Genomic DNA, 14,705 nt, shown 5'->3' with positions numbered 1-14,705 from the left:
TTATTAATGGTAGGAAAACTATTAGTATGGTTATTATTCATCCAGGGTTCACCCCTCGTTTTTTATCGTGAATATGGCTTTCAGTGCATTTATACTTTATAGTAGGTGTAATGTTCGCGATAAGGAATTAAGGAGGAAAAGATATGTCTGACTCACGGGCTTTGAGTGATGCTGCTATTGAGAACAGAGAGCGAAGCCTTCAGCAAGATATACCTGAGACTACAGTTTGGAAGGACTTCCTTGCTCTTATCAAAATTGGCATTGTAAATTCCAATCTGATTACAACCTTCACCGGTCTTTGGCTTGCACTGCATTTTTCAGGAAAAGGATTTTTCAATAATCTGGATCTGGTTCTATATACAGTAATCGGCTCCTCTTTGATTATTGCAGGCTCCTGCAGCTTAAATAATTATATTGACCGCGACATTGATCCATTAATGGAAAGGACAAAAGGGAGGCCAACTGTTACCGGGAAAGTGAACCCGGGCAAGGTGGCACTTTTGAGCTTTCTGCTTATTGGCCTTGGTACGGCCTTTTTAATGTTTACAACAGTAACAGCAGTTGTAATTGGATTAATTGGTGTTTTCAGCTATGTTGTCTTATATACAATGTGGACGAAACGCAGATTTGTTTCCAATACGATTGTAGGCAGCATTTCAGGGGCAGTTCCACCTTTGATTGGATGGGCAGCTGCGGATGGCAATCTTGACCCTATGGCTTGGGTGCTGTTCGCTATCGTGTTTATCTGGCAACCTCCACATTTCTATGCACTGGCTATGAGAAGGGTAGAGGAATACCGGGCTGCTGGAGTTCCGATGCTCCCAGTAGTAAAAGGGTTTAACGCCACTAAAAGGCATATTTATATCTGGATTGCAGCATTATTGCCGCTGCCGTTTCTTATGCCATCTCTTGGATTGCCATTCATAATACTTGCTGGGGTTTTAAACATCGGCTGGTTATTGACTGGGATATATGCAAGGAAGTTTAATGATGATATTAAATGGGCTACAGTAATGTTTGTATACTCCCTGCAATATCTGACCATCATGTTTGTAGCCATGGTAATCATCACACTTATTTAACTTAGTTAGGAAATTCCTTTTTTCGTTTATAACGAGAGGGGATTTATCCATATTTTTTGATCAAACAATTCAAAAAATGAAATCTTTACGAAAGAGGGGTTTGATTAAGCTATGAAAAGGCTTGCAAAGTGGCGTCTTTTTTCTCTGTTTGCAATGATGGCGCTCATTCTTTCCGCTTGCTCCGGCAAACCGTATTTATCTACGCTTAAACCTGCCGGCGAAGTGGCGCAGACACAATTTGATTTGATGGTGTTAAGTACTGTAATAATGGTAGGAGTAATTGCGGTCGTAACAGTAATCTTCTTTATTGTTGTTTTTAAATTCCGCCGCAAGGACGACAGAATTCCAAAACAAGTTGAAGGAAGCCACAAGCTGGAAATCATTTGGACTGTTATTCCTATTCTTTTGCTTCTTATTCTTGCTGTACCGACAGTTTCAGCTACCTTTAAGCTTGCTGATGTAGGCCCAATGGAAAAGAAGAATGAAGAAGGCAAAACAGATGCACTTGTTGTTAATGTGCGTGCAAACTTATACTGGTGGGAATTCGAATATCCAAACCAGGAAATTATCACTGGCCAGGAATTAGTTGTGCCAACGGATGAAAAAGTTTATTTCAATCTTATTGCTTCTGATGTTAAGCACTCCTTCTGGATTCCTGCTGTAGGCGGTAAGCTGGATACGAACACGGACAACGTGAATAAGTTCTGGCTGAAGTTTGACAGTGAAAAGGCTGCTGATGCGGACAATTACTTTTATGGAAAATGTGCTGAGCTTTGCGGTCCTTCCCATGCATTAATGGATTTCAAAGTTAAAGCGGTTCCACGTGATGAATTCGATCAATGGGCAACTGCAATGGCAGAAGTAAAAGAACCTAAAAAAGCAGAGACAGACCTGGCTCAAGCTGGTCAGGAAGTCTTCAATAACAGCTGTATCGGCTGTCATGCTGTAACACCGGCAAACACTGCTCCTGAAGCAGCCCGTTTAGCTCCTAACTTAACAAACTTCGGTGATCGTGACCGTATTGCCGGTATCCTTGATCATACTGAAGAAGATCTTAAGGATTGGTTAAGAGATCCGGAAACATTCAAACCTGGCAATAAAATGACAGGTACTTATGGTGAATTGTCTGAAGAAGAGCTCGATGCCCTGACAGAATATTTAATGGGCTTGAAAGTTATGGAACAATAGGGGATTTTTTGAAAAGGGAGGTAAAATTGTGAGTACCTTAGCACAAAAAAAAGGTTTCGGAGCGGTTTTATGGGATTACTTAACAACAGTTGACCATAAAAAAATCGCAATCCTTTATCTTATAGCTGGCGGATTTTTCTTCTTGCTTGGCGGATTGGAAGCTATGTTCATCCGTATCCAGCTTGCAGTACCAAATAATGACTTTGTAAGTGCCGGATTGTATAATGAAATTTTAACTATGCACGGTACAACCATGATCTTCTTGGCAGCTATGCCACTGATTTTTGCTTTTATGAATGCTGTTATGCCACTTCAGATCGGTGCGCGTGACGTTGCATTCCCATTCTTGAATTCTTTAGGATTCTGGCTGTTTTTCTTTGGAGGAGTTTTCTTGAACCTCTCATGGTTCTTAGGCGGCGCTCCTGATGCAGGCTGGACTTCTTATGCATCTCTATCAATTGCTTCTGAAGGGCATGGGATCGACTTCTATGCACTTGGACTGCAGATATCAGGTGCGGGTACGTTAATCGGGGGGATCAACTTCCTTGTTACCATCATTAACATGCGTGCTCCTGGTATGACATACATGCGTATGCCGATGTTCACTTGGGCTACATTTGTTACATCAGCATTGATTTTATTTGCATTCCCTGCTTTAACAGTAGGACTATTCCTGTTAATTTTCGACCGTATGTTTGGATCTAACTTTTTTGATCCTGCTATGGGCGGTAATACAATTATCTGGGAGCATTTCTTCTGGATTTTTGGACACCCTGAAGTTTACATCTTGGTATTGCCGGCTTTCGGTATTTTCTCCGAGATTTTTGCGATTTTCTCAAGAAAGCGCCTTTTCGGATACTCTTCAATGGTATTCGCAACGGTTCTTATTGGTTTCTTAGGATTCATGGTATGGGCTCACCACATGTTTACAACTGGTATGGGGCCGATTGCAAACGCGATCTTTGCTGTTGCAACAATGGCAATTGCAGTACCGACTGGTATTAAAATCTTTAACTGGCTATTTACAATGTGGGGCGGAAGCATCACTTTCACAACACCGATGCTTTGGGCTATTGCCTTTATCCCTTCATTCGTAGCCGGCGGTGTAACTGGTGTAATGCTGGCATCTGCTGCACAGGATTACCAGTACCATGACAGCTACTTTGTAGTTGCTCACTTCCACTATGTTATTGTCGGCGGTGTTGTGTTTGCACTCTTTGCAGGTGCTCACCTTTACTGGCCAAAAATGTTCGGTACAATGTTAAACGAATTCCTTGGAAAAATTACGTTCGTATTATTCTTTATTGGATTCCATTTAACATTCTTTATCCAGCATTTCCTTGGACTTTGGGGAATGCCGCGCCGTATTTTCACTTACCTTCCAGGACAGGGCTTTGAAACGTCTAATATGGTAAGTACTGTAGGTGCTTTCTTCATGGCAGCTGCAGTAATCATCTTGTTAATAAATATTGTTATTACCAGCGTTAAAAATGAAAAAGTTGGCAATGATCCTTGGGGAGACGGCCGTACATTAGAGTGGGCCATTCCTTCACCGCCTCCATTCTATAACTTTAAGCAGCTTCCGCTCATTCGCGGCCTTGATGCATATTGGCTTGAGAAAATGGAAGGTAAAAAAGGCATGTCGCCTGCTGAGCCGCTTGGTGATATCCATATGCCAAACAACTCGTTCATTCCATTTGTGATTTCTTTCGGTTTATTTGTTGCTGCATTTGGTGCAATGTACCGCGCAGAACACAGCTGGGGTATCCCAGTACTAATCGTGGGTATGCTTATTACTCTAGGCTCCATGTTTGTGCGTTCTGTCAAAGATGATCATGGATACCACATTCATAAAGAAGATTTGGAAGACACTAATGATAAGGGGGTTAAGGCATAATGGCTACTGAACAAAAAATGACTTATGAAACATGGCCTGCGTCGCCTGAAAAGCAAACCCTCGAAGCCAAGAACAAATTCTTAGGTTTCTGGTTTTTCCTTGGGGGAGAGACGGTTTTATTCGCCTCCCTATTCGCCACTTACCTTGCTTTAAAAGACAAAGTACCTAGCAGTGACATGGCTCTTGCGAAAGACTTGTTTGAAATACCACTGGCATTTATTATGACAATGCTGCTATTAACCAGCTCGCTCACAAGCGTATATGCTATGTATCACATGAAGAACTTCAACTTCAAAAAAATGCAGCTATGGCTTGGAATTACTGTTTTGCTTGGACTTGGATTCCTCGGTTTGGAAATTTACGAGTTCAATCACTATGTGCATGAATTCCATCATAGCTTCACAAGCAGTGCCTTTGGTTCAGCCTTCTACACGTTAGTTGGATTCCATGGTGCTCACGTGGCATTCGGTTTACTATGGATCACTACTTTGATGATCCGCAACAGCAAAAGAGGATTGAGCCTTTACAATGCTCCTAAGTTTTATGTAGCCAGCCTATACTGGCACTTTATCGACGTTGTTTGGGTATTCATCTTCACAGTAGTATATTTAATGGGAATGGTGGGATAAACTGATGGCCAATCAACAACCAAACTCAGGTAACCCAAGAGTAGACATTGAATATAGACGTAAAAAAAGTGCAGAAGAGATGAGACATCAAGTTATCACATTTGCACTAATGATCTTCCTGACAATTGTTGCGTTCGTAGCAGCAGGTTATGAAGGTTTCTCCGGATGGTTTATAGTGCCGTTCATCCTGATTCTTGCTCTTGTGCAAGTAGTCTTCCAATTATATTATTTCATGCATATGAGCCACAAAGGTCATGAAGCACCGTCTTTGTTCTTATACTCAGGAGCATTTGTCGGATTTATCACAATCATTGCTTTCTTGACTGTTATTTGGTGGTAAGTTTAAAAGAAAATCGGCTGTTGGCCGATTTTCTTTTTATGTAATGAAGTATTTGCAATTAATACCCAATTTCCGATTTATTGAGATTGCAGACTGAAGAGAGTATAATAGTACTTGTCAATATCGCTTAGTATTGGGAACGTATAAGGCCGGTTGAGCATTATTTAATGAGGTGATAGCATGTCTTTGGAAATATTCGGTTTCCGTGCACTTTGGAGTCCATATTTCTTTTTATTTGTAGCAGTGATTCTTGCAGGCTACTTTATGTTAACAGTAAAGTATCGTGGAAAATTCAATGATAGTGAGCCATTAACTAAAAGGCAGGGTGTGTATTTTACAATCGCTATGATTGTGTTGTATGCGATCAAAGGCTCTCCGCTGGACCTGATGGGCCATTTAATGTTTTATGCCCATATGATACAGATGGCTATCCTGTATTTAGTTGTTCCTCCCCTTGTAGTCATGGGAATCCCTCAGTGGGTGTGGAGAAGAGTGGTTAATCACAAAGCTATTAAACCTGTATTCAGTATTTTTACAAAGCCATTAATCGCCATTATCCTGTTTAATGGAGTATTTTCTATATACCACATACCAGATGTTTTTGACGTGGTAAAAACGGATATGATGTTTCATACTGTATATACATCTGGCCTGTTTCTTCTGGCAATCTTTATGTGGTGGCCGACTATTAATGAGCTTCCTGAAATGGAGTCACTGGACGGCTTGAAAAAGGTAGGATACATTTTTGCAAATGGTGTTTTATTGACTCCTGCATGTGCTCTGATCATTTTTGCAGATACACCAATGTACAGCACATATTCTGATCCAAATGCATGGGCACAGGCCCTTCAGTTATGTGTTCCTTCTGCGACACTGGCAAGCCTGAATCTTAGCGGGCCGGAAATGTTCAATTCAATGTCACTTATACACGATCAGCAGCTTGGCGGGGTCATCATGAAGATTATTCAGGAAATTGTATATGGCTTTATTCTTGCGCAAATCTTCTATGCATGGTACAAAAAAGAACAGGAAATTACGCCTTCAGAAGAAGAAGCAATACTAAATCCGCATTTAGTAAAATAAAAATAAACTCCAGTCAGAGGCTGGAGTTTATTTTTTTGATAAAGTAAAAATGTATGTTGCAATGATAATGATCACATGGAATGAAATAAATATTGAACATTTAAGGAACTTTTGTTAAAAGCTCATACAGTTTGTTGAAAAATATAGTACACTTTAATAAAATGAACCTTGTGATAAAAAACACCGTGTAGATGAATTTTAAACTGATAGTGGAGAGAGGAAGAATTTATGGAATACTCATTACCTATACTCCCTACCATAAGCACGACCTTTATTGTATTAAGTGCAATAACGGTTGCGATTGGTTGGGTACAAATCAGCAAAAAAAAGCTTGAGGCTCATAAGAAAACAATGACTTTGGCTGCTGTGTTTGCTGTTATTTTCTTTATCATTTATGCCAGCAGAACTGTTTTTATTGGGAATACTGCATTTGGCGGCCCTGATGATATAAAAATTTATTATACGATTTTCTTAATTTTCCATATTACCCTGGCAACTGTTGGGGCAGTTTTAGGAATTATCTCGTTATATACGGGCTATAAAAATAAAGTGGCAACACATAGGAAATTGGGACCGATAACCAGTGTGGTCTGGTTTTTTACTGGCATAACAGGTGTTGCAGTCTATCTGCTGCTGTATGTTTTCTACCATGGAGGAGAAACCACATCAGTTATAAAAGCAATCCTGGGTACGTAACAGGTTATGAGATGCCGCTGGCTGTTTAGCGGTATTTTTTTATGCCCAAAAAATTATCCGCTTCTTAATTAAAAGGACTTAATAAGTATATGGCGAATAGTTATAATGATATTTAATTGGGAGTGAATTTTGTGTCGGTAAGTAAATTAACAGAGAATGAATATCTTGAGGCCATGAAGCTTTCCATGTATGCCTTCCAGTACAATGTGCCTGAAGCTGACATCCCGGCCAGGATGGAACGTTTAAAAAATCATGCCATTTTTGGTATCTGGGAAGGGGAAAGTTTGGCTGCCAAACTTCACATTATCCCCCTGAAAGTTCATATTAATGGCTTTGAATGGGATATGGGAGGTGTTGCTGGTGTGGCAACATATCCGGAATTCAGAAGAAAAGGGCATGTAAGCAGCCTGATCAAGCACGCATTAGCCGAGATGAATAATAAGAATCAGCTCTTTTCATTTTTGCATCCATTTGATATTTCTTTCTATCGGAAATACGGATGGGAGATATTCACTGAATATAAGAAAACGCTTATTAAGAAAATAGATTTAAAAATGACGCGAAAACCTTCAGGGACCATTAAGCGATTTACTAAGAACCAGCACACATTAACCATCGAAAAGATTTATAAGGAATATATGCAGCGTTATTCAGGAGGGCTTGTAAGAGACTCATACTGGTGGGAGAACTTTGTGTATTCTGATTACCAGATTGCGGTGTATTTTAACGACTCAGGTGAAGGACAGGGCTATATATTATTTAAGGTAAAAGACAATAAAATGGATATCGAAGAATTCGCAGCTCTAAATCAGGAAGCCAGAGTGAATTTATGGAACTTTATCTGTCAGCATGATTCAATGGTTGAGGAAGTAAAGATCATTACATCAGTACACGATCCATTTCCTTATTACCTGAATCAGCCTAATTTAAAAATGGAGGTTTTTCCGTACTTTATGGGGAGAATCGTCAATGCTGGAAAGTGTCTCGGCCAATATTCTTTCAATGAAAATAGTGAAAATGTCTTTCTGCATATTGAGGATCACCATGCACCATGGAATAATGGAAGCTACCTAATTGCTGACGAAGGTGTCAGGGTGTTTAAAGAGAAAGTAGGAAGCCAATGCATAAACCCTCCAGCACGAGGTCTGCATATGTCTATCAATGCCCTTTCAGCGATTATAATTGGCTATAAGAGGCCAATGGAGTTATATGATCTAGGTGAAATTAAAGGTCCAAGAAATGATGCAGAAATACTTGAAAGAAAAATTCCTGTGCAAAAGTCCTTTTTCTATGACTTTTTTTAAGGAAACTCAGTTGAGATGTATGCAGGAAAGAAAAAGCGTCCAGGCGGACGCTTTTTTACTTTTTTATTAAGTTTATATTTTGAAATTCATCTTAATAAGTCCTGCTTCTTTTGCAGAATTAAAGGCGATGACCAGTAATGGGCCAATGATGAAGCCCAGTATCCCAATGAGTTTCAGCCCTAGATACATAGCTATTAGCGTGGCGAGCGGAGATAGCCCTATATGGGTGCCCATTACCTTTGGCTCAACTGTTCTGCGGATAATTAAGAGGACGGCTGCAAGAATTGCCAATTGTGTCCCCATAGCTACATCTCCTGTCAGTAAATGAAACATTGCCCAGGGGCCAACAATGACAATGGAGCCAATAATAGGGATAAAGTCAATAACCCAAATGATTATAGACATGATCAATGCCATTTCTGGATTGATAAATAATAATCCAATCAGGGAAACGATAAAGATAATTACACTTACAAGGAATTGAGCCTTGAAAAAGCCAAATCCGACATAAGAAAGCCGTGAGGTCATAAACTTGACTTTATCTGCAGTTTTTTCTGTAAGGTGATTATACAAACCTTTCCTTAATCGCGGCAGATCTATTAAAAACAAAAATAAGGCAATCAAGTATACGATGAAACTGACAAGATAGTTCGGGATGTTTGTCAGAAGTGCTTTTAAGCTATCAATATCTACGTATGCGACAAGGTCATCCTTCGTTTTATTCAAAAAGGATTGAATCTGGATACTTATTTCATTAACAAGGTCTTTAGGAAGGTCTTTGGCAGCATTGGAAAAGTCCGCTTCTGCCCTGAGCCATGCTTTTGTAATATCATTAATGTAAATAGGAGCATTTTCAACAAGTTTAATGGCTTCAGTTATTACTTTTGTCGTAATAAAGTAGCCTGATAATCCAATGAAGAGGACAAATCCGAGAAAAGTAATCAGCACAGATATTCTTCGGCTTATTTTTATTTTAATTTGCAGCAGTTTCACAGCTGGTTCTAGGATTAATGCTGTAATAAAAGCAATAACCAGAGGAACAGAAACAGGCAAAATGAAATAAAAAAGTACAGTTATAAGAATTACAGCAATCAATATTAATAAAAAGCGTTTTGTGAATATTGCAGACAAAATAAATCCCCTTCCCAATTTTGTTAACCAACAAAAGACCGTAACACTTTGTTTATAGTATGCATTAAATATCATAAAAACTAAAAATAAAACGATTTAAAGCTGAGAGATTATTGCCCTTATATAAAAAATCGTAAAGAAAGAAGTGAACGGAAGATGCATAACGACCATCTTGACTTCGAGACGATTCAGGCAGCCAGTGATATAATCTCCGCAATCGTAGAATCCAGCCTGGAGGAAAGAAAGAGTGTTATTCCTCTTAAGCATGAAAGATTCACTTTCTTTAAGAGAAAAAAAAACCCTATTTCCATCACTTTTAGTAACACTGAAGTATATTTAAAAATTAAGCTTAACATAGTAAATGGAAAAAATATTTTGGAGGAAACTCTCCGGATTCAGAAAGAAATCAAGGATGAAATTGTCCATTTAACTGGACTGGAGGTTAAAAGAGTGGATCTCTCAGTCCAAAAAATTATATATGCAGGAAGCGCTCTTTCAGAGAACTAAATTTTAAAGGTCTAAAGTTTATGTAAAAAAGACGCATGATGTTCATGCGTCTTTTCCATGCAGAAAATAAATTCAATTTTAATACAGGTTGAAATTACTCAGCGAATTGGTCAATTTCTGCTTTTATCTCATTTAGAGTTTTTTCGCACTGACTTACTAATGATTTAGGGAAGCTTTCGCCTTCACCGTATTCTATCCCATGCGGATAATAATGTTTGCCCAGCAGCGGTGTCATAAGCTGGATAGTTGCTCTATGAGCTCCTACATCTCCTTCAGCCGCATATCCAAATACACGAAGGTAAAAAACACCCTCTTTTAATTCGAATTTACGGTCATATGTAACTCTTTCATAATCCCATTGCCCTTCGCGGACCAGGCCGTGAGAAAGCATTACTTCATCTAAGCGGGTTAAGTCTGCTTTTTTATTTTCCAGACCTGTGTTTTCAAACTTCATAATTGTCCCTCCTGAAAACATCCATGGTTCTGTTGAACGATCCATGCATAATTTTAACAAGTTTATCTCAAATTTAATAATAGTAGAAAAAAGCGTAACTTGCAACGGATTCATGCAAGAAAACATCCTTCTCTCAAAGAACGTTAGCTGAACTGCCGTAATTTAACGCCTGGCTGGCATATCTTAAGCAACTGGAACTCGCAGCTGCCAAATTGTGAAAGGGGAAGCGTCAATTGCAGAAATACAAAGCCATCAGTCTCTTCTTTTTTATAATATTATTAACACCACAGCCTGCAGGTGCTGCAGCTGATTACAGAGTTGAGCAAAAGGATACACTTTGGGAAATTGCGCTAAGATTCCAGAGAGATCTGCAGGAAATTATTAATAGCAATCCTCAGATAGAAAATCCTGATTTAATTTTTCCTGGTGAAGTTATTATCATTCCCGACCATGGAAAGAAGATTGCTATGCCCAAAATGGATCAAAATGAAAATAAACTTATGAGGCTGGCCAACGAAAAACGAAGAGAATTAAGGCTAAAGCCATTGTCTGTAGATTTGAAGCTGAATGGTGCTGCCCAAAAAAAGTCTTTGGATATGATGAAATTACAATATGTTTCACATAATTCTCCTACATATGGAAATCCTACAGAAATGTTAAGGAATCAGCAAATTTCTTTTCGGACCGTAAAGGAGAATATCGGGGCGGGCTATAAAACAGCTGATGAAATGTTTGATGCCTGGATGAATTCCGCAGTCCACCGGGAAAATATTCTAAACAAAAAGGCAACTCATATTGGCTCCGGATATAGTCAAGGAGGCCTGCACGGTCACTATTGGACCATATTCATTGTTGAAAAATAAAGGAGGATAAAAAATGGAAAAAATCCGCGATATTATGACAGACGAGGTTGAAAGCTGTTCTCTATTGGACAATGTTTATGAAGTGGCAGTTAAGATGAAAGAACTAAACGTAGGGGCTATCCCGATTGTGGATAATGATAAACTCGTCGGAATGATAACTGACCGGGATATCGTACTTCGCTGTGTAGCAGAAAAACACCCTGCTTCTTCTAAGGTAGAAGATATTATGAGCAGCCATTTAGTAACTGTATCGAGGGATACAGAGTCTCGGGAAGCAGCCCGCTTGATGGCAGAACATCAAATCCGCAGGCTTCCTGTTGTGGAAGGTGACAAGCTTGTGGGGATAGTATCACTAGGTGACTTTGCCGTGCGTCATTTAACAGATGACCAGGCTGGAGAAGCTCTTACTGATATTTCTAAACACGAAACTGAAGCACAGCATTAAGAGGACACCATCTGGGTGTTCTTTTTTTGCAGCAAATGCTGTTACAGAACTAATTGAAAATAATAGATAAACAATACACCTAATGGTATGATTAATAGTATATTTGCAATAATTTATTTAGATTCCATTTAGCATTACGCCTGCTTGAATACAGCGAGTAAAAGAAGGGAGGTACGGTTCTCTGAGAGCACTTTTCCGAATTTTAATATTGATTTGCATTTTTCTGGCAGCAGGTTTTTACATCGATATTGGGCGTAAAGATAAAGGGGAGATCCTTGTCAGTCAGGAAAATACAATAAAGGATATAAATAATAAGGAAAATAACTTATCTTCCAATACGGGGTTTCCTGAAAAGGGTGTGGCCTCACTAATGGGAAAATCAGCTGGGGAGCTTAAAGAAAGTTTGGGAGAGCCGTCCAGAATAGATCCCTCTTTTTATGGATACGATTGGTGGATATATAATAAAAGCGGCACTGAGTATATTCAGGCTGGCGTCAGCAATAATAAAGTGGTTAGTTTGTTTGCGACAGGCGAAGATTCAGACATTTATCCTTTCAAAATAGGGCAGCCAATTGGTGAATTATATTCATCCGTCTTTTTTGAAACGGAATTCAGTCTCAAAGTAAAAGACAGCTCATACCGTTTCGAGTTATCTGAAGATGACCTTAATACAAGGCCGCTTGTTATGGTTGGTGAGTACTATGCACAGCTTAATATAGATAGATTTACAGGGACGCTTTCCAGCGTGAGGTTAATGGATGCAGCCACTTTAATTAAGCTTCGCCCGTATGAAATGGTTTACCGTGGTGAATTATTGGAGCCCCCTTTGCCTTCTCCTGCTTTTGAAGACGAAGTGGAGAGAGCGAAAGAGAAGCAAATTTTCGACATTACCAATGTTATAAGAGTCAGACACAATATACAGCCGCTGAAATGGGATGATCTGACTGCAGCGGCAGCTTTAGCTCATAGCAAAGATATGTATGAAACAAAAGACTTTTCTCATACTTCTAAAACTTACGGCGATTTGGCGGACCGGCTTGAAGCTGTGGAGGTCTCATATGAGGCTGCGGGGGAAAACATAGCTGCAAATTATACAGATGCTCCCGCTGTTGTTGAAGGATGGCTTAACAGCAAAGGCCATCGGGATAGTCTGCTGAAAGAAGAGTTTACCCATCTTGGAGTTGGAGTTTATAAAAAGCATTATACGCAAAATTTCATAAAAAAAGCTGATGGAGAAGGTAAAAAGTGAAAAGAGCCTATATTAAGGCTCTTTTTTACTATTAGCAATCTGAATCCGCCCAACCTGAAAATAGTCATCCTTCCAATTTCCATACAAGTGGACAGAATCACCGATCTTGACAGAAGGAATTGAAGCATTAGTCATTAAAGGAGTAATTTTTTTTATATTTGAATGCTTGAGGCCCTTTGTTCGGACGGTCAGTTCAAGAACATGTACATAGCGGCTGTAATTATAGCGCTGCCTGCTCTCGCTAAGATGGATGACTTCGCCTGAAATAATGGCTTCCTCGGGAACATCTGCAAGGCTCTCCCACTTCTCATGACCTTCCCGCATTTCCTTTTTTGTCAGCCAATAAAAATAAAGGCAAATAATTGGAATAACGATAGCGGTGACCATCTTCCCACCTGCCTTTAATTATTTACATTTTTCTTTTCGATGATAAAAAAGCTGCCTGTTGCCTGTGCAATTTTTCTTCCATCAGAACGGAGTACATCTGCAGATAATACCATGCTTTTTGTTCCCTTATGGTCAATTGTCGCTTTGCATGTTACGTATTCCCCTTTGCCGACTGCAAGATAATGAATATTCAACTGTGTCGTAACTGCACCAAAACCCTCAGGAAGCAGCGAAGCCGCAAGTGTTCCCATTGCAGAATCAATAATTGTAGCGGTTATTCCCCCATGGAGAATTCCTAGCGGATTATTGACGATCTTACTTAAAGGAACTGTCAGTATGCATTCCTCTTCAGTTATGTGCCGTTCCATATGGAGCAGTCCGCCAATATAAGAGCTGTTTTTGCCGGTTTGTTTTTTATGAAAACCTAAAAGCAGGGATTCTAAAGCAGTTAATTCTTCGTCAGTCGCATTCCTGGTGCACTGATCAAATAATTCCATAAGATCTCGATTCATTATTATTCACCTTTCAATATGTTTCTGCATTCATATATTACCATTAATGGCTGAATTTTTGAATTTTAATGGACCAATTAAAGCAGACATAAATATTCACCTTTTTCATTCATATTCATATGGTATTATAGGCATTTGCATTAGAACGAGGTGATATTTCATGACCAAAACGAAGCTTCATCCCTCTGTTGAAAAGTTTAAAGAGTTTGTTAAACAGAATCCCCGGGTCATCAAAGAAGTCAGGGATGGAAATGCAACGTGGCAAGAATTATATGAGGATTGGTATTTGCTTGGGGAAGAAGATTCAAGGTGGGATTCCTATAGAGAAAACAAAGATAATACACAAAAGACAGAAGAGAAAAAAAGTGACTGGATGGGCAGCATTATGGGGACCCTTAAGCAAATGGATGCGAATCAAATGCAGGGTTACATCAGTAATCTCAGCCAGGCACTTTCAGCTGTGCAAGGGGTTATTTCGCAATTCCAGGGCGGCGGCCAGAAACCATCAGGAGGCTCAAAGCCAAGTATGACTAAATCAAGCAGCCCTTTTACATTTAAAAAGGATTAAGGGGTCAATCAAATGAGAAAAGATATCGTCGAGTATCTTGAACAAAAGCAGGATCTTAGGCAATTTATCCGTGAGCAGCCTTATTGGTATAGAAAACTGAGCAGAAATCCAAACGAAATTCAATCTCTGGAAGTGGCCGCACTGCACTATTATAAAAAAACAATCCCCCATCAGGTTGAAAAATTCACGAATGGAGTGCAAATGGCCTCCATGATGATGAGCATGTTTCAGGCCATGAATTCTCAATCCAATTAGAAAGCTTTCTCGCACAGGAGAGAGCTTTTTATTTGTTATAGAGTAAAAATAAGCAGCCGGGCAAACACTAACTTTATTAGAGCGTTACGGAAGACATCCTAAAGGAGTGTAAAAT

18 protein-coding genes are annotated in these 14,705 nt (G+C 39.4%); 14 read left to right on the top strand and 4 right to left on the bottom strand.

Annotation, left to right across the window (positions count from 1 at the left end):
* Positions 1 to 143: 143 nt before the first annotated feature.
* The 8 genes from cyoE (at position 144) to AC3WTL_RS08415 (ending at position 8,219) form a co-directional block, all read left to right on the top strand.
* Positions 144 to 1,082 carry a heme o synthase gene (cyoE, locus tag AC3WTL_RS08450; RefSeq protein WP_248346843.1) on the top strand — a complete coding sequence of 313 codons (939 nt, stop codon included), beginning with the start codon at positions 144 to 146 and terminating at the stop codon, positions 1,080 to 1,082.
* Between the two features lie 111 nt (positions 1,083 to 1,193).
* On the top strand, positions 1,194 to 2,270 hold the full coding sequence (gene coxB / locus AC3WTL_RS08445) for a cytochrome c oxidase subunit II (protein WP_048011868.1): 1,077 nt from the start codon (positions 1,194 to 1,196) through the stop codon (positions 2,268 to 2,270).
* A 28-nt stretch (positions 2,271 to 2,298) separates the two neighbouring features.
* On the top strand, positions 2,299 to 4,167 hold the full coding sequence (gene ctaD, locus AC3WTL_RS08440; protein WP_035328682.1) for a cytochrome c oxidase subunit I: 1,869 nt from the start codon (positions 2,299 to 2,301) through the stop codon (positions 4,165 to 4,167).
* Complete coding sequence (locus tag AC3WTL_RS08435) at positions 4,167 to 4,796, top strand: cytochrome (ubi)quinol oxidase subunit III (protein WP_035328684.1); 630 nt, start codon at positions 4,167 to 4,169, stop codon at positions 4,794 to 4,796. Before ctaD ends, AC3WTL_RS08435 begins: the two co-directional genes overlap by 1 nt.
* Before the next feature lie 4 nt (positions 4,797 to 4,800).
* The gene (ctaF, locus tag AC3WTL_RS08430; RefSeq protein ID WP_048011869.1) at positions 4,801 to 5,136 is read left to right on the top strand and encodes a cytochrome c oxidase subunit IVB; all 336 of its coding nucleotides are present in this window, start codon (positions 4,801 to 4,803) and stop codon (positions 5,134 to 5,136) included.
* A 180-nt stretch (positions 5,137 to 5,316) separates the two neighbouring features.
* Positions 5,317 to 6,219: a cytochrome c oxidase assembly factor CtaG gene (ctaG, locus tag AC3WTL_RS08425; RefSeq protein WP_197207458.1), complete on the top strand. Its 903-nt coding sequence runs from the start codon at positions 5,317 to 5,319 to the stop codon at positions 6,217 to 6,219.
* Between the two features lie 228 nt (positions 6,220 to 6,447).
* On the top strand, positions 6,448 to 6,915 hold the full coding sequence (locus AC3WTL_RS08420) for a DUF420 domain-containing protein (protein WP_226620006.1): 468 nt from the start codon (positions 6,448 to 6,450) through the stop codon (positions 6,913 to 6,915).
* A 131-nt stretch (positions 6,916 to 7,046) separates the two neighbouring features.
* A complete protein-coding gene (locus AC3WTL_RS08415; RefSeq protein ID WP_492369280.1) occupies positions 7,047 to 8,219 on the top strand; it encodes a GNAT family N-acetyltransferase in 1,173 nt (390 codons plus the stop codon).
* 72 nt (positions 8,220 to 8,291) lie between these two features.
* Here the strand turns inward: AC3WTL_RS08415 and ytvI are convergent, their stop codons facing one another.
* Complete coding sequence (gene ytvI / locus AC3WTL_RS08410; RefSeq protein ID WP_248346847.1) at positions 8,292 to 9,350, bottom strand: sporulation integral membrane protein YtvI; 1,059 nt, start codon at positions 9,348 to 9,350, stop codon at positions 8,292 to 8,294.
* Positions 9,351 to 9,506: 156 nt separating this feature from the next.
* Here ytvI and AC3WTL_RS08405 point away from each other — a divergent pair, with 156 nt between their 5' ends.
* Positions 9,507 to 9,857, top strand: a complete 351-nt coding sequence (locus AC3WTL_RS08405; RefSeq protein WP_163143020.1) for an Asp23/Gls24 family envelope stress response protein — start codon at positions 9,507 to 9,509, stop codon at positions 9,855 to 9,857.
* A 94-nt stretch (positions 9,858 to 9,951) separates the two neighbouring features.
* Here the strand turns inward: AC3WTL_RS08405 and AC3WTL_RS08400 are convergent, their stop codons facing one another.
* Entirely contained in the window at positions 9,952 to 10,311 is a 360-nt protein-coding gene (locus AC3WTL_RS08400; protein ID WP_048011190.1) for a YugN family protein, read from the bottom strand.
* A gap of 233 nt (positions 10,312 to 10,544) precedes the next feature.
* Here AC3WTL_RS08400 and AC3WTL_RS08395 point away from each other — a divergent pair, with 233 nt between their 5' ends.
* The 3 genes from AC3WTL_RS08395 to AC3WTL_RS08385 all read left to right on the top strand — a co-directional run bounded on the left by AC3WTL_RS08395 (position 10,545) and on the right by AC3WTL_RS08385 (position 12,868).
* The gene (locus AC3WTL_RS08395; RefSeq protein ID WP_163143023.1) at positions 10,545 to 11,174 is read left to right on the top strand and encodes a CAP domain-containing protein; all 630 of its coding nucleotides are present in this window, start codon (positions 10,545 to 10,547) and stop codon (positions 11,172 to 11,174) included.
* A gap of 13 nt (positions 11,175 to 11,187) precedes the next feature.
* Complete coding sequence (locus AC3WTL_RS08390; protein WP_048011188.1) at positions 11,188 to 11,619, top strand: CBS domain-containing protein; 432 nt, start codon at positions 11,188 to 11,190, stop codon at positions 11,617 to 11,619.
* A gap of 208 nt (positions 11,620 to 11,827) precedes the next feature.
* Positions 11,828 to 12,868, top strand: a complete 1,041-nt coding sequence (locus tag AC3WTL_RS08385) for a CAP domain-containing protein (protein WP_248346853.1) — start codon at positions 11,828 to 11,830, stop codon at positions 12,866 to 12,868.
* Between the two features lie 12 nt (positions 12,869 to 12,880).
* Here AC3WTL_RS08385 and AC3WTL_RS08380 read toward each other — a convergent pair whose 3' ends face one another.
* Positions 12,881 to 13,255 carry a hypothetical protein gene (locus tag AC3WTL_RS08380; protein WP_248346855.1) on the bottom strand — a complete coding sequence of 125 codons (375 nt, stop codon included), beginning with the start codon at positions 13,253 to 13,255 and terminating at the stop codon, positions 12,881 to 12,883.
* Between the two features lie 14 nt (positions 13,256 to 13,269).
* On the bottom strand, positions 13,270 to 13,767 hold the full coding sequence (locus AC3WTL_RS08375; protein WP_197214790.1) for a PaaI family thioesterase: 498 nt from the start codon (positions 13,765 to 13,767) through the stop codon (positions 13,270 to 13,272).
* A gap of 160 nt (positions 13,768 to 13,927) precedes the next feature.
* On the opposite strand from AC3WTL_RS08375, the gene AC3WTL_RS08370 reads away from it, so the two are divergent.
* Together AC3WTL_RS08370 and AC3WTL_RS08365 are read left to right on the top strand one after the other, a co-directional pair.
* Positions 13,928 to 14,335, top strand: a complete 408-nt coding sequence (locus AC3WTL_RS08370; protein ID WP_252221429.1) for a YlbD family protein — start codon at positions 13,928 to 13,930, stop codon at positions 14,333 to 14,335.
* Between the two features lie 12 nt (positions 14,336 to 14,347).
* Positions 14,348 to 14,590: a YlbE-like family protein gene (locus AC3WTL_RS08365; RefSeq protein WP_048011183.1), complete on the top strand. Its 243-nt coding sequence runs from the start codon at positions 14,348 to 14,350 to the stop codon at positions 14,588 to 14,590.
* The last annotated feature ends 115 nt before the right edge of the window (positions 14,591 to 14,705 follow it).

The sequence above is a fragment of the Cytobacillus sp. EB106-05-05-XG126 genome (assembly GCF_058791715.1).
Note: the sequence above shows the minus strand (reverse complement) of the source record. Positions and strands in the feature narration are given on the sequence as shown.

Coding starts and splice junctions, on each gene's coding strand:
- cyoE (WP_248346843.1), top strand. CDS start 144: ATGTCTGACTCACGGGCTTTGAGTGATGCTGCTATTGAGAACAGAGAG.
- AC3WTL_RS08390 (WP_048011188.1), top strand. CDS start 11,188: ATGGAAAAAATCCGCGATATTATGACAGACGAGGTTGAAAGCTGTTCT.
- AC3WTL_RS08405 (WP_163143020.1), top strand. CDS start 9,507: ATGCATAACGACCATCTTGACTTCGAGACGATTCAGGCAGCCAGTGAT.
- AC3WTL_RS08365 (WP_048011183.1), top strand. CDS start 14,348: ATGAGAAAAGATATCGTCGAGTATCTTGAACAAAAGCAGGATCTTAGG.
- AC3WTL_RS08370 (WP_252221429.1), top strand. CDS start 13,928: ATGACCAAAACGAAGCTTCATCCCTCTGTTGAAAAGTTTAAAGAGTTT.
- coxB (WP_048011868.1), top strand. CDS start 1,194: ATGAAAAGGCTTGCAAAGTGGCGTCTTTTTTCTCTGTTTGCAATGATG.
- AC3WTL_RS08420 (WP_226620006.1), top strand. CDS start 6,448: ATGGAATACTCATTACCTATACTCCCTACCATAAGCACGACCTTTATT.
- AC3WTL_RS08400 (WP_048011190.1), bottom strand. CDS start 10,311: ATGAAGTTTGAAAACACAGGTCTGGAAAATAAAAAAGCAGACTTAACC.
- AC3WTL_RS08380 (WP_248346855.1), bottom strand. CDS start 13,255: ATGGTCACCGCTATCGTTATTCCAATTATTTGCCTTTATTTTTATTGG.
- AC3WTL_RS08375 (WP_197214790.1), bottom strand. CDS start 13,767: ATGAATCGAGATCTTATGGAATTATTTGATCAGTGCACCAGGAATGCG.
- ctaG (WP_197207458.1), top strand. CDS start 5,317: ATGTCTTTGGAAATATTCGGTTTCCGTGCACTTTGGAGTCCATATTTC.
- AC3WTL_RS08435 (WP_035328684.1), top strand. CDS start 4,167: ATGGCTACTGAACAAAAAATGACTTATGAAACATGGCCTGCGTCGCCT.
- ctaF (WP_048011869.1), top strand. CDS start 4,801: ATGGCCAATCAACAACCAAACTCAGGTAACCCAAGAGTAGACATTGAA.